This is a genomic window from Deltaproteobacteria bacterium (assembly GCA_020845895.1).
Classification (GTDB): domain Bacteria; phylum Lernaellota; class Lernaellaia; order JACKCT01; family JACKCT01; genus JADLEX01.
Genome location: JADLEX010000117.1, coordinates 25,137 through 49,508 on the forward strand (window position 1 = coordinate 25,137; position 24,372 = coordinate 49,508).

The following is a 24,372-nucleotide window of genomic DNA, read 5'->3' on the forward strand; positions in this document are numbered from 1 at the left end:
CGTTCAGTTTTCCGCGCCGCCGTTGTTCGGCGAATCCAGGTCGATCTCGAAGGCGAATCGGCTGCCGCGGCCCTCTTCGCTTCGGGCGGTGATCGCCCCGCCCATGAGTTCCACGAACTCCCGCGTGATCGCGAGTCCGAGCCCGGTGCCCTGGTACGCGCGCGTGGTGGAGTCGTCGGCCTGGTAGAACGCGTCGAAGATGTGCGGCAGGTGTTCCGCGGCGATGCCGATTCCCGTGTCGACGATCTCGAAACGCATGCGCTCTTCGCCGGACTCCGCGCGGCTCACGGCAAGGGTCACGCCGCCCGTTCCCGTGAATTTGATGGCGTTGCCGATCAGGTTGTTCAAAACCAGCTCCAGCATCACGGGATCGCCTTCGACATCTTCCGGAACGCCCGGCCCGAAGTCGAGGCTGAACCCCAACGACTTGGCCGACGCCTGCGGTTCGTACCTCGCGAAGATATCCTCGACGAGACCGCGCAGGGGAAACCGCGTCGGCTCGGGCGTGTACTTCCCGGCTTCGATTTTCGAGAGTTTCAGCAGATTGTTCACGATCAACAGGAGTGACTGAGCGGCCCGGCGGATGAGCGTCGTGTAGTGACTCCGCTTCTCGACGTTCATCCCGGGTTCGAGTTCCAACACCTCGACCAGGCCGATTACGGCGTTGAGCGGCGTGCGCAGTTCGTGACTCATGTTCGCGAGGAATCGGCCCTTGAGCAGGTCGGCTTCGCGCGCCTTTGCGAACGCGCTTCGCAGATCTTCGAGCGTCGCTCTTCGCTCGGTGTCGTCCTGGGCGATGACGATTCTCGCGACGGGTTCTCCGTCCGCCCCGAGGACGTTGGAGATCGTGGTGAGCGACGGAAATGCGCCGTCACCCTCCCGGACGCGACCGAGTTCCCCGGTATGGGCTCCCGTGTCGTTCACCACGTGGAGGAACGGTAGGACTTCGTCGTTCCATTGATCGGTCGTGTGCAGGCGACGGATATTCACGTCGGCCAGTGCTCCCGGTTCGAATCCGTGCATCCGGTCCCACGCGGGATTCGAGAACGAGATCCGTCCGTCGAGCCCGACGACGGCGATGCCGTGCAACGACTGCTCGACCGCGCGCTGAAAGGTCCGCAGGTCGGCTTCGCGCGATTTGGTTTCGCGGATATCCGTCAGCAGAATGACCACGCCCGTCACCGTATCGTTGTTCTTCATCGGCGCCATGCGCGCCAGGTACCAGCCCCCGGTTCCGTCCCGCATGATAGCGCGCAGTTCGAGTTCGCGCGCGACGCCGTTCTCAAACGTTTCGCGGAACGCGGCGATCGCGGCCGGCCGGTCCGCCTCATCGATATATCGTTCGATCGACTGCCCGAGAACATCGGTCGTGCTCGCGAGTTCGCCCGCGTTGACGAACTGGAGACGCATTTCGCCGTCCGCGATGACGACATGATCGGGAGAATTTTCGACGAGCGAACGGAACCGGGTTTCGCTCTCCGCTTGCGCGATGCGGGCGTTTCGTTCGGCCGTCACGTCCGTGGAGATGATCATGACGCGCGCCTGTCCGTCCTGCGAGAACGGGATGAAGCGGCTGAGCCACGACTGTTCGACATCGCCGATTCGAGTTTCGATTTCGAAGTGCGCGGCGACGCCGGATTTCGCGCTCGCCAGGGCGGCATCGAGAATGGGCCGATCCCCCGGGCGGGTGAAAACGCCGACGGGCTTTCCCAAAACGTCCTCGATTTTCGCGTCGGGCGCCGCAACGCGGTTGAGGTAGATGTACCGGTCGTTCTCGTCGAGGACGCCGATGAAATCGGGAAGATTTTCGATGAGGGCGCGCAGAAACGATTCGGACCGAGCGATGCGGGAGAGCGATTCCCTCGAATCGGTGATGTTGCGGGCGGAAGCCAGGACGGTCTGGACGCGCCCGGCGGAGTCGATCTCGGGCATCAACAGCCAGTCGATCCAGATCCCCGACGGGAGCCGGAATTCGACGCGCTGCGTGTCGCCTTTTCGGAACGTTGCGCGAATCGCATCTTCCCAGACGTTCACGAGGTCGGCGGGAAATCCCAGATCCGAGTGCGTCCTCCCAATGAAAAGTCCCGGCGCGATTCCCGTTTGCTCCTCGACGACGGAGTTCACGTAGAGGTGTCGGCATTCCCGGTCGAAACGCATGATCGTGTCGCGGGAATTTTCCGCGAGCGTGCGAAAACGTTCCTCGGACGCGCGCAGGGCGTCCTCGGCTTTTTTCACCGCGGAAACATCCCGCGAGATGGAAATCGTCCCGACCATTTTTCCATGGCTGTCGTGCCACGGAAGCACCGTCGTGGCGAGCCAGACGGTCTCTTTTCCTCCGAATTGTCCCCGCTCGATCGCGTCGATCTTGGCGTCGCCGGTTTGCAGGATCAGTTCTTCGTTCTTCCGGATGCGCGCCGCCGTCGGGGCGGGCACGAAATCGGCGTCGGTTCGCCCGAGCGCTTCATGGCCGTCCTCGATTCCCAGCCAATGGGCCTGCGCGGAATTGACGCGCACGTATCGGCCATGCACATCCTTGAAGGAGATCGCGAACGGCGCGTTGTCGAGCAGCGCCTTCACGAGGTTCTGCTCGTGGCGAAGGTGGCGAGTCGACTCGTGATGCCGCTCGATTTCCTGGCGGAGCGTCTCGTTGGCGCCCGTCAGTTCGTCGGTCCGTCGCCGAACCTCGGCTTCAAGGTTGTCGAGCGTCTCCTGAAGACGCGCCCGCGCAAGAACCATGTCGTTCACGTCTCGGATCACGACGAACGACCAGTCCGCATGCATGAACGGTGCACGCCGTCCCGAGATTTCCACATGGAACAGCGTTCCGTCCTTCCGCTTCGCGCGCGTAATGCAAGGGCGGGGCGAGTCTGCCATGGCTTTCGCGCGCAGGTCTTCGTGAACGTCCGCGGGAAAATACCGTAACGGATCCGTGCCGATCGCTTCTTTGGCGGCGTAGCCGAACATCGCGCACAGGGCGGGATTCACTTCGAGGATGCGACCGTCCTTGAAGATGCACATGCCCTCGAACAGAGCGCTCGTCACGCCGCGATACCGCGCGGCCCACAGATCGCAGGCGCGGCGCAGTTCCTCGAGCGGCTCTTCATTGTCCAGCAGCCAGAATTCGGATTCTGGCGGCACCTGGGGCAGGAGGATCGGACGGGCGACGACGGTGACGTGCGATCCATGGTCCCGCGCAAGCCTCCGCCGGGTCGAAGAATCGGCCTGCTCCGCCGGCGAGGATTCCGCGCCATCGAAACGCAGCAACTCCGCCTTGGGTGTGCCGACCAGCGCGTTGCCCGAAAGCGCTCCAAGCATTCGTGCGGCGGCCGAGTTCGCGCGGACACACGTCCCCGATCGAATTTCGAGCACGCCCTCGTCCAGCGCCTCGACGAGGGACCACAGGGTCTGCGAGTCGAAGCTCTGCGCCTTGATCCGCTCGTCGCGCTGTTCCAGCCGCTGCTCGAGTTCTCGGATACGCCCGCGAAGTTCCTCGAATTTCGCGAAGACTGTTTGATCCGCGTCTGGATCTGAATTCATTCCATCTCCACGTCATACGCGACCGGTTGCATGTCGCGGGCGCTTCAACTCATCGCCTCGTGGGCCGCATCAAGAAACTGACACGCCACGCTCAAACGCAATCAAGGTCATTGATAATGGGTGAGCCTGATCGATGCAACGCCATCGATGAGGTGGGACAAACCGGGAGGAACCCGGGAGCGAGCCGGCGGACACGTCGGTCGCGACAACCGGTGAGAAATCGGGCGACTAGCGCGCCTTGGGCCATGTGAGGCAGATGAATTCGGTGTCCTCGACGAATTTCATCTCGCTGTCTTCCGAGGCGTCGAAGCGAAGGGCGTTGCCGGCCGGCAATTCGTGGTCCTGGCCGAGCACCCGCGCGCGCAGTCGACCGTTCAAAACCCAGGCGATTTGAGAGGTCCCGACCGGCGGCGCGAAATTGAGCCCTTCGCCCGGCGCTCGGCGAAAAAGCCGCAGTTCGAGGTCGGGCCATCCGACGAATCGCGAACTGCCGTCGGTGAAGTCCTCGGGCGACTCGGTCACCTGGTGCGTCCTCGGCGTGGCGATCTCCAGCAACTGCGCGGGACGCATCCCAAAATACGTCGCGAGCGCCGAAAGCGTCGAAAGGCTGGGTTGATTCTGATTCGTTTCGATGCGGGTGAGCGTCGAGAAACTGATTCCAGTCGCATCCGAGAGCGACTCGAGGGTCACGCGACGTCGGCTGCGCAATTCACGCAGCACCGAAAAATCGTACGAGTCCGGTTTGACGCGTCGTTCCATTGCGGCTCTCCTCTTTGTCCCTCTGTATCCTACTTTTGAACCGTTGTTTATGATGAAAGCCATCGATGTGCGGTTAAGAATTCGTTAGCGAAAATAATCAGTTATAGATTTATTTGAGGGTTAGCTCACGAAAATTGGCCCAGTCAATTTGGGAGGATTTCGAATCGCCGATTCAGCATGGACCGGATCACCCTAGCAACCGCTCTCTCGCAGGAAGGCCGCGAGATCGAGATAGAAGTCCATGTAGGGGAAATCGATGAACCCAAGCGGATGTCCGACGATGCCGAAATGATCGGTCGGCAGCGCGCCGAGGTTCTCCCCGTACGTGGCGGAATCGCAGCCGATAATGCCGTCGTTGCAGCCTTCCATCGACGCGATGATCGCGTGCGTGATTTCGAGCGGCGCGAAAATCTCCTCGCCGTTTCCGTGGAACGAAAAATACTTCACGCGCTCGTCGTCGGGATTCGCGGGATTGAAGACGTCGCGCACGTAGGGGCGCGTCACCTGAACCACGCCTTCCCAGTCCATGCCGAGCAGTTCGAGCACCGCGTCGGCCGCATCCTGGGCGACGTCGGGCAGGATTCCCGTCGCGAAGTCGGCGATCGACGCACCCTGATGCGGCGTCGAGAGCGTGACAAGGCATGCGACGCGGTCGCCCCAACCGAGGGTGGAGATCAGATACCGGGCGTCGAGACCGCCCTGGCTGTGCGCGATGATGTTGATTTTCCGGCCCGGATAACGCGCGTCGATCTTGTTCGCGAGTTGGTTCGCTCGCGTTTCCATGGTGTTGATCGAGCTGACCCACGGCTCGAAGACGTCGTAGCCGAATGCCGCGTAGGTGTCCGCAACGAGATAGAAGTTCGACAGGGGTCCCAGGTATCCCCAGCCCATGAATCCGTGCGCGATGACAAGGGGGTACTTCGTCGGTCCCAACGCTTCCTCGGGCGGCGGAAGAGGCGCCCAGGTGTCGTCGTCGTCCCCAAGTTCGCCCGCGTCATCGTCATCGAGTTTGTCGTCGTCGTCATCGTCGTCACCGCTCACGCACGCGACGGCGAAAGCGCACGTCAGGACGACAATCGTCGCGAGGATCACAGATATCACCTTGGGGATCATCGTGGGCTCCATTGGGAACTCGGTCATTCATGACGGGACCAACGCACGGCGACATCGAACCGCATTGCATCGGAAACGCTCCGTTAATTCCCTCGAATCGGAACGTCGAATGCGTTCAGTATCGATACGCCACGGCTTTCGTCCGGTCAATCCGGTGATGGTCGAAGAGCGCGATGGCACGATCGTGTCGCTTGGTCGCACGTGCCCGCACGACAGGGTCGACCGGCTTGAGGGGGACAGCCATGCCGCTGATTCCCCCGACGTCGCTATCGCTTCGCTCATGGCCGTTCAAACCGGCTTGTCGCGGAACCGACGTTTGACTTAAGATCCCCCAACGAATGAAGGGGATCGGTCAAATGCGCGGGCGTGACGTGTCCTGGTTGTCGATGTTGTTGCTGTTGGCGGCGTCGTCGCTGTTGGCGGCGTTTACGGCCTGCACCGTGGACGCTGAATCGGACGACGAGGAGAACGATTGCGACGGAAACCGTGCGCCGCAGATCGCGGGTCCTTACCTGGTAACGGGCGGCGAGTTGGTCGACGAGGACACGGAGTTCTCGGTGAACGAGAAGATCGGCATCGCACTCGATTTTCAGGACAAGGACTGCAATCTCGGCAACGGGCAGATCTGGGCGTCCGTGGACGGCGAAGAGTACCGTCCGATGGTTCTCATTCGCGACAACATCGGGTGCTCCGGTTTCTTCCCCGATACGGTGCTCGGCTTCGACATCCGGCTCCAGTCCGGCACGCACGAAGTCCGCATGGCGCTGACCGACGCGTGCGGCCCGGGGTCCGAGGAGGACGTTTCGACGACGATCGACGTTGCGAACGACTGAGTCAGGCGCTCACTCGAACATCGACCTGCGGCTGTTGATGTTGAGCAGCAGCGTCACGGCGACAAGCATCGTGAAGATCGCCGTTCGCCCGTAGGAAAAAAACGGCAGCACGACGCCCACGACAGGCATGATCCCCAGCGCCATCCCCACGTTGATGAACACGTGCCAGAACAGGATCGAGACCATCCCGAAGGCGAGGATCGATCCGAAATTGTCCTTCGATCTCGCCGCGACGGAAACGCCCCACACGATCAGGGCGAAAAACAGGATCAGCACGAATGCCGCGCCCAGAAAACCCCATTCTTCCGAGAGCACGCTGAAGATGAAATCGGTGTGCTGTTCGGGAAGGAACTGAAGCCGGGTCTGCGTGCCGTGCAGGTAGCCTTTGCCGATGAACCGCCCGCTGCCGATGGCGATGAGCGACTGGCGGATATGGTAACCGCTGCCCAGCGGGTCACTTTCCGGATCGAGCAGGGTGAGCACGCGCAGGCGCTGGTAGTCCTTCAGTCCGAAAAACCACATGAGCGGCGCGGCGGCGATCGCGGAAAATCCGAGGCCGACCAGGGTCCGCGTGCGCAATCCCACGAAGACGCAAACGCTGGCGAAGATGAGCACGTGCAACATGGCGGTTCCCAGATCGGGCTGCATCAACATCAGGATCGTGGGCGCCGCGAGAAGGCCGAAGGGAATCGCCAGATCGCCGAGCCGATAGCCTTCGGTCTTCGGGTATTGCGAGAAGTACCTCGCCAGGCACAGCGCGAAGGCGATCTTCGATAACTCGGACGGTTGAAACGAGAAGAATCCGAGCTCGATCCAGCGCGACGAACCCTTCGCCGTTTTTCCGACGAGGAGCACGAGAATCAGAAGCACGACGGCGGCACCGTAAAGCCAGTACGCGGCCGCGTCATAGAAGTGGTAGTTGATCGCGAAGACGACGATCATCGCGAGACAACAAATCACGTACCACTGGACCTGCGTGGTGAAGAGCCCCGATTTCGCCGGCGAGCTCTCGACGGAGGAATAGAGGTTGAGCAGCCCGAGGCCGATGATGAGCAGAATGACGAAGGCCATCGCAAAATCCAGGCGCGCGCCGACGCTGCGGTTCACGCGGCTCTGGAAGGGCTGATTGAAGAAGTGCGTGCCCTTGGGTTTACGCAGCAGCGGCGCCATTCGTCATTCCGTGTCAGTCCGTGATCGATCCGTCGCCGGCCGCCGGTCCGGGTTCCTCCGCGACCGGCTCGAAGACGACCGCGTCTTCGTCGCCGATCTCCACGGCCTGGACGGATTCGGGTTCGGGCCGACCTTCGCGTTTTCGCTTGAGTTGAAAATAGGAGCCGAGCACCTGATTGGCAATCGGCGCGGCCATCACGCCGCCGTGGCCCGAGTGCTCGATGAGCACGGCCACGACGATCTCCGGATCTTCCGCGGGGGCGTAGCACGTGAACCACGCGTGGTCGCGGTGCTCGTAGGCGAGGGTGCTGACATGCTTGCGGACAGCGCCGATCGCGCGAACCTGACTCGTACCGGTCTTGCCCGCGACGGTCACCGAGGCCATGCGCGCGCGCCCGCCGGTGCCGCCGGGATCGTTGACGACCCCGATCAGTCCGCTGTGAACGAGGCGCAGGTTCCGTTTGGAGACGTTGAGTTGGCGAATGACCTCGGGCTCGTAGCTCTTGATGATCTCTCCGTTGACGTCCTCGACGTGGTCGAGCAGTTGCGGCCGGTAGAGCGTGCCTCCGTTGGCGAAGACCGAGTACACGACGGCCATCTGCAACGGCGTCGCGAGCATCGAACCTTGGCCGATCGCCGCGGACAGCGTGTCGCCCGGCATCCAGCCCTGTTTGTAGGTCTCTTCTTTCCATTTTTTGTCGGGGACTAGACCGCCTTTCTCCCCGACGATGTCGAGCCCGGTCCGCGCTCCGAGTCCGAGCGCACGGGAATACTCGGCGATCACGTCGATCCCCATCTGAAAACCGACCTTGTAGAAATACACGTCGCACGAATGCACGATCGCACGATGCAAATCGACCGCGCCGTGGCCTTTCTCGTTGTGGCAGCGGAAGTCGCGACCGCCGAACTTCCACTTGCCCAGGCAAGTCACCTGCGACGACGCGGTCATTGCGCCGCTCTCCAACGCGGCGAGCGCGGTGACGACCTTGAAGGTAGAGCCCGGTGGATACATGCCCGCCGCGAACTTGTTTTGCAGCGGATGCTTCGGATCATTCACGAGCTTGTCCCACACATCGTGCGGGATCGGTCGCGAGAAGATCGATGGCCCGAAGCTCGGATTCGAGAGCGCGACGATGACGCGGCCATCGCGGGGATCGAGAGCCACGACCGCCCCCGCCGAAGTCCCAAGCGCACGCTGCGCCGATTTCATCAGGTCCAGATCGACGTTGAGCACCAGATTGCGCCCGGCGATGCCCTTCTCCACGGCGAGCTCCTGAATCGGGATGCCGCGCGCGTTGACCTCGACGCGCTTCCATCCGAAGACGCCCGCCAGGTATTCCTCGTAAGCTTCCTCGAGACCGGTTTTTCCGACCAGATCGCCCGGTCGATATCCCTCGTATTTCGGCAACTCGAGACGCGGTTTGTCGATCTCCGCCGTGTAACCCAGCAGATGCGCGCCCATCGTGCCGTGCGGGTATTCGCGGATGCTCTCGACCTCGACCTCGAGCGGAAAATTTCGTCCGAAGGTCATACTGCGCGTCTTGATGATCGCGACTTCGTCCCGGGTGATGTCGGTTTTGATTTTGACCGGCTGGTTGTCGCGCGACGCTTCGTACCGCCGCTTCGCCGTCTCGAACTCGATGTCGTATTCCTTGCACGCGGTTTCCAAGAACGGGAGGCGCTCCTCCTTAGGCAAGGATGCGTAATGAAAGAACAGATTGTAGCTGGGGCGATTTTGCGCCAGCACTTCTTTGTTTCGATCCAGAATGATCCCTCGCGCGGCGGGGATGCGATGATCGCGGATCCGGTGGCGGTCGGACTGGTCGGCGAGCTCCGTTCCCTGAATGACCTGAAGATACCAGAGTTTGGAGAGCAAAATGAGGAACGCGATGATGATCGCCACGTAGTACGGAGTGGGGTTGCGTTCCTGGTCCTCGGCGAATCCGCCCTGTTCCCCCGACGGTTTACCGATAATCATGCAGGTATCCGCCGTCGCGCGAGCCCGTGTCGGTCGCCTCGTGGATTCGGAAGAGAATGGGAAAGAAAACGATCGCCGCGCCGAGATTGATCGCCGTCTGGAGCGGCAACGTGGCGAACAGGGCCGACGCCATGTGCGCACCGCGCCCGAAAAACGTCAGCAGGAACCAGCGGACGGTCGGCCACAACACGCTGGCGATCACGGTGACCAGAAACAGCGACGACAGGCTCCGCATGTAGAGGAACCGACTGAGCGCAATGACCGCAACGCACACCATCGTGAAGGCGATCGCTCCGAAACCCGGAACCGTGGAGACGAGCGCGTCGGTCAGATACCCAAACCCGAAGGCGAGCGCGAGATGTCGGACCGGCGTCTCGCCGAGGCCCAGAAACGCCACGAACAGAAGCGTGAACTGCGGCCCGCAACCGTGGATCGGGACGTGGATCACGGCGAAGTTTTCGAGGACCAGACCGACGAGGCCGGCGACGAAATAGAGAAACCAGCGCATGGGTCAGTTTCCCGTATCGAGCGGCGAGGCGATCGCGGGCGGGGGCGCGGCGCCCGGCAACAGGATGACTTCCTCGAGATTTTCGAAGACGACCGAGGGCGTGATCTCCACGACGAGGAACATGTCCGAGGCTTCGCGGTCGACGATCGACACCCGACCGATGGGGTGTCCCGCGGTGAAGATGCCGCCAATCCCGGAAGTCACGATCAGGTCGCCGTTTTCGATGTCCTCGGTGCGCGCGAGGAAATCGAACGTGCACATGTTCTGGCTGCGTCCCTTGACGATGCCGGCCGCGCGTGTGCGTTGCACGACCGCGTCGACGACGGATGCCGCGTCGGTGATGAGCAGGATCTTCGCGGCGTTTCCGGCGACGGCATGCACGTGCCCGACCAGCCCGCCGGGCGCAAGCGCGATCATGTTGCGGTTCACGCCGTCGTCCGTGCCCTTGTCGATGACCATCGTGCGGAACTCCGGCGACGTCGAGCGCGCGATGATGCGCGCATAGACGGGCGCCGCCTTCGTCGGGGTTCTGAACTTCAACAGTTCGTGAAGGCGATCATTTTCCGCCTGAATCGACGAGAGCTGCGCCACCTGTGCGAGCAGGGCGTCGTTGTCGCGGCGCAGGATATCGTTTTCGGCACGCAGCCCCACGAGCGCGAAGTAGCGATGAAAAATCGAAGAGGTTTTCGTGAACGGCCAGGAAACGACGCGGTGGATGGGAGAGTAGATCGCCAAAACCACGCGGCCGACGGGGCCGGTTTCCTCGCCGCGGTTGAGCGCGGACGAAGCGATGTGAAGACCCAGCAAAATGAGGGCGATGAGGGCCAGCAGGACCCGGTATTGCCGAAAAAAATCTCTCATCGCGCCGCGTTGCCGCCGGACCCGAAACGAAACCCCGACTTACCCGCACCGGCCCCTCGCCACGGTGCGGCCCCCCCTATCCGACTCAGGCCTGGATCGCCACCTGGCGCAGGAGATCCAGCTCGTCCAGCATCTTGCCGGTGCCCAGCACGACCGCCGACAACGGATCGTCGCAGATCGTGATGGGCAACCCGGTCTCTTCGCGCAGCAACACGTCGACATGGCGCAGCAGCGCGCCGCCGCCGGCCAGAACGATCCCCTTGTCCACGATATCGCTCGCGAGTTCCGGCGGCGTGCGTTCAAGCGCCAGACGCACCGCCTGTACGATCGCGTTGATCGGCTCGATCATCGAATCGCGAATCTCATCCGAATTGATCTCGATGGTCTTGGGAACGCCCGCGACCAGGTCGCGTCCCTTGACCTCCATCGTCATCAGCTCGTCCGTGTGATACGCGGTGCCGATCGTCATCTTGATGCGCTCGGCCGTCGATTCGCCGATGAACAGGTTGTACTTGCGTTTGAGGAACTGGATGATCGCCTCGTCCATCTTGTCGCCGGCGATGCGGACCGACTGCGATAGGACGATGCCCGCCAGCGAAATGACCGCGACCTCGGTCGTGCCGCCGCCGATATCGACGATCATGTTTCCCGACGGTTCGGTGATCGGCAGGCCCGCGCCGATCGCGGCCGCCATCGGCTCCTCGACCAGATAGACCTCGCGGGCGCCCGCGCTCATCGCGCTTTCCTTGACCGCGCGTTTTTCGACCTCGGTGATGCCGAAGGGGACCGAGATGATGATCCGGGGGCGCACGAGCGTCTTACGGTTGTGCGCTTTGCGGATGAAGTAGCGGAGCATCTCGCGGGTGACTTCGAAGTCGGCGATGACGCCTTCGCGCATCGGGCGGATGGCGTAGATGTGGCCCGGCGTTCGGCCGACCATCATCTTCGCCTCCTTGCCGACGGCGAGGACGCGCTTCATGCCCCGGTAGTCCTTCTGGACGGCGACGACCGAAGGCTCTGAGAAGGCGATTCCCCGGCCTTTCATATAGACCAGTGTGTTCGCCGTTCCCAAATCGATCGCCATGTCCTGCGAGAACATGCCGGCGAGGTAGTCAAAAAACATGGCTGTCTCGTAAATCCTCGAAAAGCTCACTGTTTATACCGAACGAATCCGGTGGGGGCAAGGCCACGGCGGCGCGCGCGGCGGATCGCCTTCCGACAAAAAAACCCTTGAAATTCGCAATTTTACGCGGGATTGGTGCGAGGCGCGGAATCTCCGGCTCAACGTGGGACTGGGGAAATTTCGGATTGTGGAATGGATGGAGGTTTCTCAATTCGGCCGCGTCCCGATGTCTGACTTTCGGTCAGTGCGTCTTGACGAAAAAAACGGTCGGTTCACTATATGGCGGAGTCGAGACACCAGGGAGACGACATGGTCACGCTTCTGTTTGGCCCGAGTGCGGGTCTTCGCGCCGAGTGGTTTTTGACGCAGAGCGTCGGGGATTTTCTGACATCAAACTGGGCCAAGCTCGTGACCGCGGCGACCGAACGCAACGCGATGGAGTTTTTGCTCAACCCCTACATCATTGCGGTCAGCGTCCTGTTCGTGATCGCGGCGTTCGCCCGAAAGAACAGCAAGCCCCTGATCGTCCCCATCGCCGCGTGGGGCTACGGACTCGCTTACCACTACAGCCTCGGCTCGACCAACGTGGACGTGACCAACTACATGGAGCAGGGGACGACCAAGCTGGTGCCGTTGCTCACCTTCATTGTCGGCTTCTTCGTCGTGACCGCGATCATCTTGTATCTTTGGATCCAGGATAATAATTAGGCGGCGCGCCGGAGTGCTCGGTCGGACGAACCGCCTCGCGAGCCGGCCAAGACGGAAAACGCCATGACGACGGAACTGACGGACGCGCCCGCGCGGCGGCGCACCATGCGCATGGTTGCGCTGGGCTGCGCCAAGAATCTCGTGGATTCGGAGCGCGTTGCCGGCAATTTCGCGCGCTCGGGGTATCGCCTCATCGAGACCGGTCCCGCCGACGTGGTCGTCGTGACGACCTGCGGATTCATCGCGGCGTCGGCGCAGGAATCGGTGGACACGCTGCTCGAGGAAATCGAGTTCAAGAAACGCGGTGACACCACGCTCCTTGTCGCCGCGGGATGCCTGCCCGATCGCTACCGCACCGAACTCGTTGACGAACTCACCGATCTGGATCTCGTGATCGGCGTCCGCGAGATGACCAAGCTGGCGGAGCTCGCCGACCAGTGGTTTCTCGAGCGGCATCGGCTCTGGGAGTTTTCGAGCCGCGGTCTCAACGACCCGGTCGAGGGTGAGCGGCTTTTGTCAGGCCCGTTTTGGGCGACCTATCTGAAGATCTCCGATGGCTGCAACCAGGGCTGCACGTTTTGCACGATTCCACGCATCCGCGGCGCGCAGCGGTCGATTCCCATTCCCGAACTCGTCGCCGAGGCTCGATCGCTCGCCGATCAGGGCGTCGTCGAACTCTCGCTCGTCGCGCAGGATCTCACCTCGTACGGCATCGATCTCGACGGACGCCGTCAGCTCGTGGCGCTTCTCGACGAGTTGGCAATGGTCGAGGGGTTGCGCTGGGTGCGTCTCATGTATGCGCATCCGGCGGAGTTCGGCGATGAGGTGATCGATGCCATCGCGTCGAACCCCGTCGTCGTGCCGTACCTCGACGTACCGTTCCAGCACATCGCCGATCCGATGCTGGCGTCGATGAACCGGCACATGGATCGCGCCGGGCATGAACGCCTTCTCGCACGTCTGCGCGAACGCGTCCCCGGCATCGCGATTCGCACCACGCTCGTCGTCGGCGCACCCGGCGAATCCGAAGCCGACTTCGAGGATCTGCTCGCATTCGTCGAAAGGGCGCGTTTCGATCACCTCGGCGCGTTCGCCTACAGCCGCGAAGAGCACACGCCCGCCTACCGCATGACGCCGCAGATCGATCCCGACATCGCGAAGGAGCGACTCGACCGGTTGATGCGTCTGCAACAACGCGTCTCGGCCGAAAAACTGGCCGAGCGAGTGGGGCAGGAGGTCGAGATCCTCGTTGAGGAAGAACTCGCGGCTGAGCGCGGCGATCGATATCGCTATGCCGGGCGCTGCGTCTTTCAGGCGCCGGATATCGACGGCATCACGTTCCTCGCCGCGCCGCGAGGCGTGATGCTCGAACCGGGCGACATCGTTCGCGGACGGATCGACGACTCCAGCGAATACGACCTCTTCGCCACGGTCACCTCGAGCGCGGATTGAAAGCCCCGCATTGCGCCGTGGGTGCGCGCGCGATATAACTCGGGCGCGTTCTCGCGGCGAATTTCATCGAATTTTCCGGGACCACGACAGGGCTTCCGGCGCGGTGTCATGATCAGGCGCGTTTCCTTATTCACGTTTTTCGGATTTCTGGTCTACGCGCTGGCGCGATCAACGTCTGCCGTCGCAAGTCCTCTCGATTCCTACGGATTCGGCGCTCGCGCCCGGGGCATGGGCGGCGCCTACACTGCGGTGGCCGACGACGTTTCGGCGCTCTACTATAATCCCGCCGCGCTCTCGCAACGCCACGAGAACCTCATGCAGGTCGGTCTCTTCGTGGCGAAACCGCATGCCGACCTGCAACTCGATCCCGCCCCCGGCATCTCGCGGCGAAAGCGCGACTCGCTCGAAAATCTGGAGAGAAAAAAGACCGACCTGCCCGACGTGCAGGGCACGGAGTTCGGCGTCGTGCTCTCCCCGCACGAGCGCTTCAAGGCGGCGATGGGGTTCTACGCCCCGCAGCAATCCGCCGTGACGCTGCGTCCCCTGAGCACGCACGAACCCAACTTCATCCGCTACGATCACTATCCCGAGCGCGGGACGGCGTTTCTCGGTGCGTCGGTGACGATCGTCCCCGGACTGGCGATCGGATTCGGCACGACGGTGTTCATCAAGGTGGATGGCGATCTCTACATTCCCCTCGAAGTGCGGGATCAAAAAGATCAGACCACCTCTTCATCGGAACTTGAAAACAACAGCGAACTCACCATCGAGTTTCCGTGGACCACGCAGCCGTTCGCGGGAGTGTTCTATCAGCCGAATCCGCGCTGGCGATTCGGCGCGAGTTACCGCGCCCAGTTCGAGTGGGACGTGAAAGTGGACGCCGCGGCCGACGTGATCCTGCGCGACTACGAGGTCGATCTTTCGCAACTGCAGCTCGCGAGTGCGGACAATCCCATCAAGACCGTCGTTCAGATCCACATCCCCGCCTTGGGGGACGATCCGCTTGAAATTCCGCTCGAGATCGCGTCGATCGAAGGGTCGGTGATCGCGAGCGCGCAGGCGTCGCTGCAGGGGACGCTCGCCATGGTGGACTTCTGGGCGCCGCAGCAGACCACGGTGGGCGGGGCTTACGACCCGACGGACCAGTGGACGGTGTCGCTCGACGCCACGTGGGCCGACTGGTCCGAAATGGAAAGCCCCGAGATGGAGATTCTGATCGACGACCTGAACGTCAACATCCAGACGCTTCCGGCGAACGTGCGCGCGCGCATCCAGAATCTCACGATCCCGGTTCTCGGCACGGTCGGACCGGTGCCGCCGGTCTCGATCGCGATTCCCGGAATGGACGCCTCGCTTTCAATTCCCGTGAAGTTTCGCGCGCCGCTGCGTCCACCGGTCCACGACGTGATCCATCCGAAACTCGGCGCGGAATATCGCTTTTTGCCCATGCGCGGGCCGTGGTGGACGGGCACGCTCGACCTGAAGATCCGGGGCGGCTATGCGTATGAGCCGAGCCCGTTCGAGATGAGCCGGGGATATGTGAACCTCGTCGATCCGGACCGTCACACCGCGTCGCTCGGACTCGGCGCATCGTTCAACGAGCGTTTTCACCTTGACACCTTCTTTCAATACCGATACCTCGAACCCGTGCGCTGGTCGAAGGATCTAATCGATGCCGACATGCCCTTCGAGCGCGTACGCGCGGCGGGCTATGTGACGGCCGGCGGACTTCAGGCGGGCGTCTCGTGGTGACGACGCCGTGGGATTCGCGGAGGACGATATGGATTTCCGGGGCGCGTTGAATTCGGTCAAGGAACTTCGCGGGAAGAAACCCGCCGTTGTCGCGATGACGCTGCTCGCGTCGCCGACCGGCATGAAGATCGTTCAGGGGGCGATGAAGACGAAGGCGAAGGTCGATCGCAACCTTCGCGAGGTCTGGGACTTTCTCGGCGTGCCGTCGTTCTCCGATCACGACAAGGTCGAGCGAACGATCGGAAAGGTGCAGGGCCGTTTTCGCGACGTCGAGGCCGATCTCGATCGCGTCTCGTGGCTCGTGGACGAACTCGAATCCGCCGTCGAGTCCGCCTCGGTACGACCGACCATGCCCGCGTCGAAGCCCGTGTTAACGACCAAGGAAACGCACCGCGATCCGGCGTCGCTCACGCGCGGGATCGATCTTCTCAAACCGAAGCCCGCGCGCAGGAGCGCACCAAAACCCGTCGCCCCGGTGACGCCGCCGACGAAGTCCGCGACGCCGACCAAGCCGCTCCTCACGGAAAAGCCGAAATCGGGATCGGCGGCTTCGATGCTGGATCTGCGTTTGAAGAAGGCGTGACGGCGCGGAGCCGATTCGCCCCGCGCCGATCCCGGATACTCAGAGATCCGCCGTCAGCCGCATCCGTTTCGCCGCCTGCACGTCGTTGAGTCGCGTGACCGGTGCGTGATGCGGCGCTTCGTGGATCATGTCCGGATTCGTCTCGGCGTCTCGGCGGATTTCCTTCATCGCCTCGATGAACCGGTCGCAGTTTTCGAGACTCTCCGTCTCGGTGGGCTCGATCATGATCGAGCCCTTGACGATCAGCGGGAAATACACCGTCGGCGGGTGGAATCCGTAGTCCATCAGGCGCTTCGCGATGTCCATCGTCGTCACGCCGCCGGGCATGCCCTTGTCGGACAGCACGCACTCGTGCATGCACGGTTCGTCGTACGCGAGGTGATAGACGTCCTTCAGCGACTCCTTGATGTAGGTGGCGTTGAGCACGGCCATCGCGGAGACCTTCGCGAGCCCCTTGGCTCCCATCTCGCGGATGTACGTGTACGCGCGCACCAGCATGCCGAAGTTGCCGAAAAAGGCGTGCACCTTGCCGACGGAATCGGGCCGGTCGTAGTCCCAATCGTAGCCGTTCGCGGTTTTCACGATGGCCGGAACCGGCAGGAAGGGCGCGAGAAAATCGCGCACCGCGACGGGACCCGCGCCGGGACCGCCGCCGCCGTGAGGGGTGGTGAAGGTCTTGTGCAGGTTGATGTGCATGACGTCGGCGCCGAAATCGCCCGGGCGCGTGATGCCGAGAATCGCGTTCAGATTCGCGCCGTCGCAATACACGAGGCCGCCGCGATCGTGAACGATCTTCGCGGCTTCGGCGATGCGCGACTCGAAGAGCCCGAGCGTGTTCGGGTTCGTGATCATCAGCGCGGCCACGTCTTCGTTCATCTTCGCCGCGAGCGCGTCGAGGTCGATGCCGCCGTGCGCGTCGCTGCCGACCGTCTCGACCTCGTAATTACAGATCGTGCTCGACGCCGGGTTGGTGCCGTGCGCGGTATCTGGGATCAGCACCTTTTTGCGCGGATTCCCGTTCTTGGTGTGATATGCGCGGATCACCATCAGGCCGGTCATCTCGCCGTGCGCGCCGGCGGCAGGCTGGAGCGAAACGGCGCCCAAGCCCGAAATCTCGGCGAGCATGTTCTGAAGTTCGTGCATCAGCGCGAGCGCGCCCTGGGCCTGCGTCGGCGGTGTGTGCGGGTGCAACTTCGCGAAGCCGGAATACCGCGCGGTCGCCTCGTTGATGCGCGGGTTGTACTTCATGGTGCAACTGCCGAGCGGATACATCCCGAGATCGATGCCGAAATTGCGCTGCGACAGTCGCGTGTAGTGGCGGACGACGTCGACCTCGGACAACTCCGGCAGTTCCACGGCCGTCTCGCGCGCGAGTTCGGCGGGCAGATCGCTCGCCGAAGCGGCGCACGTGGGAATCGAGTACCCCGTGCGGCCCGGTCGCGACTTTTCGAAGAGCGTGGGTTCATGCGTGGTCGTCATGGTCAGCCCTCCCGCACGATTCGCGCGAGGCGGTCGATGTCGTCGGTGGTGTTGAGCTCGGTCACGCACACCAGCAGGTCGCGGTCGTCGAAGCCGTCGAGCCCCGCGAGCGGCAGACCCGGAATCAATCCCTGTTTCCGCGAGGCCGCGACCACGTCGGCGGCCGAACGCGGCAGACGCATGACGAATTCGTTGAAGGTCGGTGCGGCGAACCGGAGCGCCGCGCCGGCCGCGGTGAGTTTCGCCTTGGCGGTTTGGGCGAGATCGCGATTGAGTTTCGCGAGGGCGGGAAGACCGGCCTTGCCGTGGAGCGACAGGTAGATCGACGCCGCGAGCGCACACAGTGCCTGATTCGTGCAGATATTGCTGGTGGCCTTTTCGCGGCGGATGTGCTGCTCGCGCGTGGAGAGCGTGAGCACGTAGCCGCGCTCGCCGCGCGTGTCGACCGTTTCGCCCGCGAGGCGGCCGGGCATGGAGCGGACGAACTCTTTTTTCGTCGCGAACAGGCCCAGATAGGGACCGCCGAAGCTCGTGGCGAGGCCGAAGCTCGCGCCCTCGCCTGCTGCGATATCCGCGCCGCACGCACCGGGCGGACGCAGCATCGCGTACGCTAAAGGTTCCGAAAACGAAACGACAAATATCGCATCGCCGTTGACGGCGGCCCGCAGAGCGGCGAGATCCTCGATCACGCCGAAGAAGTTGGGCGATGCGACCACCACGGCGCACGCCTCGGCGACGGGCATCGACGCGAGGGCATTGCGATCAATGCGGCCGTCCGCACCAAAGGGGATCGTGACGAGTTCGAGGTCGCCGAATTGCGTGTAGGTCTCGATGACGGCGCGATACGATGGGTTGAGCGATCCCGCGACGAGCACCTTGCGGCCCTTGCGCAGACGCGCGGCCATCAGCACGGCCTCGGCCGTCGCCGATGCGCCGTCGTACATCGATGCGTTCGCGACATCGAGACCAAACAGGCGCGAGATCATCGTCTGGAACTCGAAGATCGCCTGAAGCGTCCCCTGCGCGACCTCGGCCTGATACGGGGTGTAGGCCGTGAAAAACTCGCCGCGCAGCAAAAGCTGGTTGATCGCCGCGGGCGAATGATGCCGATACGCGCCGCCGCCGAGAAACGAGGTCATCGTCGCGCCGTCGTTGAGTTCGGCGAGATTCGACAAGTGGCGTTCGAGTTCGGGTTCCGATAGCGGCGGGGGAAGATCGAGATCGCGCTGGAGCTGGAGGGCCTTGGGGATGCAGTCGAACAGGGTGGAAACGTCGGCCAGACCGATGCGCGACAACATCACCCGGATGTCGTCATCGGTGTGCGGAATGTAACGCATGGAAAAAATCCCGGGAGTGGGGGTTCAGCTCTCCTCGGACAGCAGCTTTTCGTAATCGGCGGGGGCAAGAAGCGCGGCGGTCTCGGCGGGATCGGACAGTTTTACCTGGATCATCCAGCCATCGCCGTAAGGGTCGCGGTTCACGGTTTCGGGCGTATCGACGAGGGCCTTGTTGACGGCGGCCACGACGCCCGACAGCGGCGCGAACAGGTCGCTCACCGCCTTGACGCTCTCGACCGATCCGAAGGTACCGCCCGCGGCGATCGTGCGGCCGACCTCGGGCAACTCGACGAAGACGATCTCACCCAGCGAGTCCTGCGCGTAGTGCGTGACTCCGATGCGCGCGGTGTCGCCCTCGATCCGGGCCCATTCGTGATCCTTGGTGAAGAGCAGGTCGGCAGGGACGCTCATGAAAATCTCCCGGGCAAAGCCCCCGCGACAAAGGCGGGAGCGCATTCACGAAAAATCAGGATTTCAAACGGTCACGCGTCGGCGGTGCAAGCCGCGCAGGCCCCTTGGCCGCAGGCGGGAGCGGCATCGCTCTTCGTTTCGGACGAGGACTCCGACTTGGTTGAGACGCTGTCCTTCGCGTCCGCGGTGTCCTTTGCGCCCGCGCGGGCGTAATCGGTTGTGTACCAGCCGCCGCCCTTGAGGTGGAAGCTGGATCGGCTGATCAGTTTCTTCAGCGAACCGGGGTCTTCGCACGAGGGGCACGTCGTCAGCGGGGCGTCGCTGATCCGCTGGTTCACCTCGAGGATCCGGTCGCATTTTTCGCAGTGGTATTCGTAAATCGGCATCGGTGGTCTCCGCGTTGAAACAGGTCATTCGTATGGATGAACGGGTTTCAACCGGCGCGTGGGTGTCGCCCAGCGCGGCTCGCGCACAAACATAGTCACTTCAGGGGCCAAGTCAAGCGACGTGGACCCCCTTTTGCTTCGAGAAATCAACGAATTGCGTGGCGTGAACGCAAGGGGAAAAGTTCCGTGAAATCACCAGCTTCGGGCGATCTGACCGGCCCAGTTGAGGATCAGGATCGCCGCCGCCGCGACGCGAATCCACGGGCGATCGCGAAGGTAGTCCTCGACGGGCCATCGCGGCGCGTTGGTCGCGATCAGCACGGCGAGCACGCCCAGAGTGATTACCGAGGCCGCCATCATCGCGGGACCGAGCGGATTGGCGAGGAGAGCCGGGAACCAATCGCCGTGCGCGGTGAACACGCACGCGCGCGTCATGCCGCAAGCCGGGCATGGCAGGTTCGTGAGATGGAAGAACGGGCAGGTTCGGTGTCGAAAGACGCCCTCCCACGGAATGAACAACGCGGCGAACCAACCCGCGAGGATGAGGCCGACCCACATCCCGCGCAGCGCGTTCGGGCTCACGGGCCGGGCGACGGCTCTCGCGACAGGAACGCTCAAGAAGCCGCTCCGGCGAATCCGGCGACGGCCCCCATGACGACGAACGCGATGAGCGCGGCGCTGCAACAACAGAATACGAAGGGGATCAACACGGCGGCGACGGCCTTCCAGCCGGGAATCCGGTGGACGCGGGAGAGTCCGATGGAGACGACGACCACGTTCCAGACATATCCGACGAGCGGACCGAGAAACGGCACGAGATGCGCGACCGATGTCGCGCCTCCGTATCCGACGACGCGAATCGTATCCTCCATCTTCGCGTTCGCGCCGCCGAGCATCATGAGCATCAGGTGCGTGATCGCGCCGTTGATGAAAAAGCCGATGAACGCGCCGACGGGGACGAAGAGGATGTAGAAGAAACTGTACGCGATCGAGGACGCGGTCGAAGCCCCGGCGCCGGTCGTGAACTGGGACTTGAATTCGTCCGGAATGTCGATGTTCAGGGTCGCCAGGGTGTCGATCAGATTCGTCTGGAAGAGCATGTTGCTCAGGTTCGTGACGATGCCGCCGGGCACCGCCATAATGACGCCGAAGACGATCGCGGGCCACAATGGCCCCGGCACACGAAGACGGCTGAAGAACTCGGCCGGTCGAAACACGATCTCTCGAAGCGTCGGCAGCAGCATCGGCAGGAACGTGGACGAAGTCATCTCGTCGAATTCGACGCCCGCTTCTTGGTAACACGCCGCGCAACCCGCGAGCGATGGCGAGGGATACGCCGCGCAGACCTCGCAGACCAGGCGGTGGCATGCTGCACAGGCGCGCACGGCGGGGCGTTGCCCGCAAGCTTCGCAAGCGTCCGGCATGGATTCGACACGGGCGACGACCGGGCCGACGGCTTCCACCACCGGTGCGATGACGGGCGCGACCGGGGCCCGGGGCGCGGCGGTCTCGCCTTTCGCGATCAGATCCTCGATCACGTCGTCGTTCGCCAGATGCACTCCGCTTTCCCACGGGAATTGCTCGGCCAAAACGTGAAAGACGTGGCCGCAGGCCGGGCAGGTCCGGTCTCCCGGCTTGTCGACCTCGACGCTCGAACCGCAGGCGGGGCAGGGCGAGTGCATCACGGACCCTCTAAGGCGATGGCGATTGACGCGCGGCCGTCTGCGCCTTTTGCATCAGCGACGTGGCGGCCTCAAACAGCATCTTCTTCGTATTCTCGTTGTCCGGGTAGACGGGAACGGTCGGAAAATCTCTGTCGAATCCGTCGAGTATCGAAATGGTCTGGCGGGGATTGTCGAGTCGGTCGAGATAGATGGCCGCGCGGTGCAGCCGGGCGTACGCCTGCGTCGCGGGCCGGTCTCCGCGTTCCTTGGCGACGGTTTCCATGTCCGACAGGATCAGGACGATCTTGTCGAATTGTTTCGACGTCTTCGTGTACAGATCGACGACGCGCACCACCGCGCGCGGCCCCGCCGCCTCGCCGCCGCGCGTCGTGCGGATGGGCAGATCGCCGAACCGCTCGACGATCTCGCGGTAGTCGCGCTCGGCGAGGGCGATGTCGTCCTGCGACCCGAATTCCCGAAAGTTCTTCTCGTGCAGTTTCGCCCGGATGAACCGGCCCTCGGCGAGGGCGAGCTGGCTCGTCGAGAGGCGAAGCGCCTCCTCCAGTTCGGCGAGCTTTTTCGCGAGACTCGCCGGCATCTCATCGAGGACGATTCCCAGGCGTTCCATCACCGCGGCGTCGATCGGCAGGAGGCCGGCCGCCGAGCCGACGTGGTCGCCGCGAAACTCGCCGAGCGCGAGGCGCAGGCTCATGATCGCGTCGTTGTAGAGCCCCGACACCGACTGCGCCTCGGCCATTTTGAGCAGAACAATGGCGCCGACCTGCCCGTAGTAGGTGTCCTTTTCGCTCACGAGGCCGACGTACGCGCCCGGACGTCGCGACGGAAGGCTGCGCAATTGCCCGATCGCGGCCTCCGGAGACTGAAAGTACCGCGAATACAGCATGGCCTGTTCCACGTCCGCCGTGGCGTGCATGTGGATCGGCTTGCCGCCCTCGTAACCGAACGGATGGTCCACGACCGAGTCGTGCCGATACGACTTGTAAATGAGACGCAGCGCCGCGAGCGCCGATGTGGGATCGCCGGCCTTGAGGCAGCTCAGATACGACTCCCACACCGCGAGCTTGCCCATTTGGTCCTGCGGAAATAGCGCGAAGACCGCGTGATAGAGTCCCGCGACCTCGCGCCAATCGGGCGTGGGCAGCGCGCGAAGTCGGGTGATCTCGTTCTGAAGCAGCTGCGCCTGCTGGCGGCGTTTCTGGAGCGTGACGTCGTCCGCCGACTCGGGCGTGGGTTCTTCGGAGATCTGCGCTCCGGCGCAAACCGGATACGCTCCGATGATGAGCGCGAAGAGCGCCGCGATGATCTTCGAAATCGGATTCATTGGCCGGGATGCGCCGGGTTTCGGCCGCCCGGCGGGCAGTTTTTCACGTATTCGAGCGCGCGGGCGTACTGCGCCTCGGCGATGTCGAGGTGATGCGTGGCCGATCGATAGCGCCGCGCGGCGACGTCCCTCACTGCCATCTCGTAGTGATCCGTCACGTCGGCCCATTCCACGGGGGCGCAACGGCGGAAAGACAACACGTCACCGGAGTGCGCCCACTCGCCCACGCGATGGAGCCTCGCGTCCGAATGAACGGACGCGCAGCCCGTCAAGGCGACGGAAACGACGAACGCGGCGAGGGCGCGAATCGTCAAGGCTCGTCCCCCTCCATTCGGTTTTCGACATCATCATCCCGTGGTGAGGATGGTTCGGGCGGCGGCGGACCGACGGGCTGATCGGTGCCGTATCGCTTCGCGACGAATAGAGCCGCATTCGCCTGACCCTCGGCGAACTGGGCGTAGCTTTGCGCCGCGTCGTGATCCGCCGCGCGCAGCCGCACATGCGCCTCGGCGAGCCAGTTCTCGGCGCTGCGAAACTCGCCCGGCGCGAGATAGTCGGCGTGCGCCTCACGCGCCATGGCGAGCGCCGCTTCGGCGTCGCGGATCGCCCGGTCGCTCGCGCACGCGGTCGCCAACATGCCGGCGACGATCAGGAGCACAATCGTTGCGGGAATACGACGCACGAACAGGTAATGGATTGTGGAAGTCATCTCGCCCGACAGACTGAATCGCGTCCTGTGCGAAGTCAATTCACCCGGACGCCAGTTCGGCCAACGCATCGTTCAGCTTCGCCGCCGTGCGCGGGCCGGGAGAGACGGTGCGCTCGTAGTGGTAGTTGTCGTCGTCGAAATACGGCGCGGGCATCAGGTAGCCGAGTTCGTCGTTGCACAGGCTGACGAGCATCGATCTTTCGCGGCCCGTGATTGCCTTGAGCGCGAGACCGAGTTCCGGGCAGACCTCACCCGGCGCGCCGATGAGCCGAACGTTGCCGATCTCAACCAGCCCCACGCTCGTGCGCACGCCCTGCCAGTTCCACGGGCGGTCGAACACGCCGAGCGAGCTGATAAAGCGAAGTTGCACGTTGTCGAGCGGAACCACGATCTCCTTCTCGCGCACGCGCACCGTCGGTTTCGCGACCGGCGTCGCGCCCGCCGCGCTCTTCACCGCCATTTGCGCGATCTTGCGCCCGTAGTGCGCGTAACGCTCGAGCCGCTCGTCGAGCCCGGTCTCCTCGGCGATGCCCGGCGTCACCATCGCGCCCAGTGCGCCGTTGGCGAAGATCGAGACGCCGCCGAGGTCCTTCTCGATGACCTTGTGCAGACCCACGACCCAGTCCGGCGAAACGCCCGTGTTCGCCGACCACAGATATTCCGGGTG

Annotated in this window: 23 protein-coding genes; 5 read left to right on the forward strand and 18 right to left on the reverse strand. The window is 63.3% G+C overall.

The window, feature by feature from the left end:
* Positions 1–3: 3 nt before the first annotated feature.
* The 3 genes from IT350_16040 to IT350_16050 all read right to left on the reverse strand — a co-directional run bounded on the left by IT350_16040 (position 4) and on the right by IT350_16050 (position 5,421).
* Positions 4–3,537 carry a PAS domain S-box protein gene (locus IT350_16040; GenBank protein ID MCC6159562.1) on the reverse strand — a complete coding sequence of 1,178 codons (3,534 nt, stop codon included), beginning with the start codon at positions 3,535–3,537 and terminating at the stop codon, positions 4–6.
* A gap of 228 nt (positions 3,538–3,765) precedes the next feature.
* The gene (locus IT350_16045) at positions 3,766–4,296 is read right to left on the reverse strand and encodes a helix-turn-helix domain-containing protein (protein ID MCC6159563.1); all 531 of its coding nucleotides are present in this window, start codon (positions 4,294–4,296) and stop codon (positions 3,766–3,768) included.
* A gap of 192 nt (positions 4,297–4,488) precedes the next feature.
* Positions 4,489–5,421, reverse strand: coding sequence for a hypothetical protein (locus tag IT350_16050; protein MCC6159564.1), 933 nt, complete (start codon positions 5,419–5,421; stop codon positions 4,489–4,491).
* 344 nt (positions 5,422–5,765) lie between these two features.
* Between IT350_16050 and IT350_16055 the strand changes: the two genes are divergently transcribed.
* Positions 5,766–6,242 (forward strand): hypothetical protein, encoded by a 477-nt coding sequence (locus IT350_16055; GenBank protein MCC6159565.1) that lies wholly within the window; start codon positions 5,766–5,768, stop codon positions 6,240–6,242.
* 9 nt (positions 6,243–6,251) lie between these two features.
* On the opposite strand, the gene rodA is transcribed toward IT350_16055, so the two are convergent.
* The 5 genes from rodA to IT350_16080 all read right to left on the reverse strand — a co-directional run bounded on the left by rodA (position 6,252) and on the right by IT350_16080 (position 11,858).
* The gene (rodA, locus tag IT350_16060; protein ID MCC6159566.1) at positions 6,252–7,313 is read right to left on the reverse strand and encodes a rod shape-determining protein RodA; all 1,062 of its coding nucleotides are present in this window, start codon (positions 7,311–7,313) and stop codon (positions 6,252–6,254) included.
* Between the two features lie 112 nt (positions 7,314–7,425).
* On the reverse strand, positions 7,426–9,390 hold the full coding sequence (gene mrdA / locus IT350_16065) for a penicillin-binding protein 2 (GenBank protein MCC6159567.1): 1,965 nt from the start codon (positions 9,388–9,390) through the stop codon (positions 7,426–7,428).
* Positions 9,377–9,898 carry a rod shape-determining protein MreD gene (gene mreD / locus IT350_16070; GenBank protein ID MCC6159568.1) on the reverse strand — a complete coding sequence of 174 codons (522 nt, stop codon included), beginning with the start codon at positions 9,896–9,898 and terminating at the stop codon, positions 9,377–9,379. Before mreD ends, mrdA begins: the two co-directional genes overlap by 14 nt.
* A gap of 3 nt (positions 9,899–9,901) precedes the next feature.
* Positions 9,902–10,759 carry a rod shape-determining protein MreC gene (gene mreC, locus IT350_16075; protein MCC6159569.1) on the reverse strand — a complete coding sequence of 286 codons (858 nt, stop codon included), beginning with the start codon at positions 10,757–10,759 and terminating at the stop codon, positions 9,902–9,904.
* Positions 10,760–10,844: 85 nt separating this feature from the next.
* Entirely contained in the window at positions 10,845–11,858 is a 1,014-nt protein-coding gene (locus IT350_16080) for a rod shape-determining protein (protein ID MCC6159570.1), read from the reverse strand.
* 333 nt (positions 11,859–12,191) lie between these two features.
* On the opposite strand from IT350_16080, the gene IT350_16085 reads away from it, so the two are divergent.
* The 4 genes from IT350_16085 (at position 12,192) to IT350_16100 (ending at position 16,377) form a co-directional block, all read left to right on the forward strand.
* Complete coding sequence (locus IT350_16085; protein ID MCC6159571.1) at positions 12,192–12,590, forward strand: hypothetical protein; 399 nt, start codon at positions 12,192–12,194, stop codon at positions 12,588–12,590.
* Positions 12,591–12,653: 63 nt separating this feature from the next.
* Positions 12,654–14,042 (forward strand): 30S ribosomal protein S12 methylthiotransferase RimO, encoded by a 1,389-nt coding sequence (gene rimO / locus IT350_16090; GenBank protein MCC6159572.1) that lies wholly within the window; start codon positions 12,654–12,656, stop codon positions 14,040–14,042.
* Between the two features lie 108 nt (positions 14,043–14,150).
* A complete protein-coding gene (locus IT350_16095; protein MCC6159573.1) occupies positions 14,151–15,794 on the forward strand; it encodes an outer membrane protein transport protein in 1,644 nt (547 codons plus the stop codon).
* A 28-nt stretch (positions 15,795–15,822) separates the two neighbouring features.
* Positions 15,823–16,377 (forward strand): hypothetical protein, encoded by a 555-nt coding sequence (locus IT350_16100; protein MCC6159574.1) that lies wholly within the window; start codon positions 15,823–15,825, stop codon positions 16,375–16,377.
* A 39-nt stretch (positions 16,378–16,416) separates the two neighbouring features.
* Here the strand turns inward: IT350_16100 and gcvPB are convergent, their stop codons facing one another.
* The 10 genes from gcvPB to IT350_16150 form a co-directional block, all read right to left on the reverse strand.
* Positions 16,417–17,856: an aminomethyl-transferring glycine dehydrogenase subunit GcvPB gene (gene gcvPB / locus IT350_16105; GenBank protein ID MCC6159575.1), complete on the reverse strand. Its 1,440-nt coding sequence runs from the start codon at positions 17,854–17,856 to the stop codon at positions 16,417–16,419.
* Between the two features lie 2 nt (positions 17,857–17,858).
* Positions 17,859–19,193, reverse strand: a complete 1,335-nt coding sequence (gcvPA, locus tag IT350_16110) for an aminomethyl-transferring glycine dehydrogenase subunit GcvPA (GenBank protein ID MCC6159576.1) — start codon at positions 19,191–19,193, stop codon at positions 17,859–17,861.
* Between the two features lie 24 nt (positions 19,194–19,217).
* Positions 19,218–19,604: a glycine cleavage system protein GcvH gene (gene gcvH / locus IT350_16115; GenBank protein ID MCC6159577.1), complete on the reverse strand. Its 387-nt coding sequence runs from the start codon at positions 19,602–19,604 to the stop codon at positions 19,218–19,220.
* Between the two features lie 71 nt (positions 19,605–19,675).
* Positions 19,676–19,990, reverse strand: coding sequence for a zinc ribbon domain-containing protein (locus tag IT350_16120; protein ID MCC6159578.1), 315 nt, complete (start codon positions 19,988–19,990; stop codon positions 19,676–19,678).
* 192 nt (positions 19,991–20,182) lie between these two features.
* The gene (locus tag IT350_16125; GenBank protein ID MCC6159579.1) at positions 20,183–20,608 is read right to left on the reverse strand and encodes a DUF2752 domain-containing protein; all 426 of its coding nucleotides are present in this window, start codon (positions 20,606–20,608) and stop codon (positions 20,183–20,185) included.
* The gene (locus IT350_16130) at positions 20,605–21,672 is read right to left on the reverse strand and encodes a YIP1 family protein (GenBank protein MCC6159580.1); all 1,068 of its coding nucleotides are present in this window, start codon (positions 21,670–21,672) and stop codon (positions 20,605–20,607) included. The genes IT350_16125 and IT350_16130 overlap by 4 nt, the downstream gene beginning before the upstream one ends.
* A gap of 10 nt (positions 21,673–21,682) precedes the next feature.
* Positions 21,683–22,996 carry a hypothetical protein gene (locus IT350_16135; protein MCC6159581.1) on the reverse strand — a complete coding sequence of 438 codons (1,314 nt, stop codon included), beginning with the start codon at positions 22,994–22,996 and terminating at the stop codon, positions 21,683–21,685.
* The gene (locus IT350_16140) at positions 22,993–23,310 is read right to left on the reverse strand and encodes a hypothetical protein (GenBank protein MCC6159582.1); all 318 of its coding nucleotides are present in this window, start codon (positions 23,308–23,310) and stop codon (positions 22,993–22,995) included. The genes IT350_16135 and IT350_16140 overlap by 4 nt, the downstream gene beginning before the upstream one ends.
* Positions 23,307–23,774, reverse strand: coding sequence for a DUF4398 domain-containing protein (locus IT350_16145; GenBank protein MCC6159583.1), 468 nt, complete (start codon positions 23,772–23,774; stop codon positions 23,307–23,309). The genes IT350_16140 and IT350_16145 overlap by 4 nt, the downstream gene beginning before the upstream one ends.
* The coding region (locus IT350_16150; protein MCC6159584.1) for a hypothetical protein at positions 23,746–24,372 on the reverse strand (627 nt) is incomplete at its 5' end. The genes IT350_16150 and IT350_16145, both read right to left, overlap by 29 nt.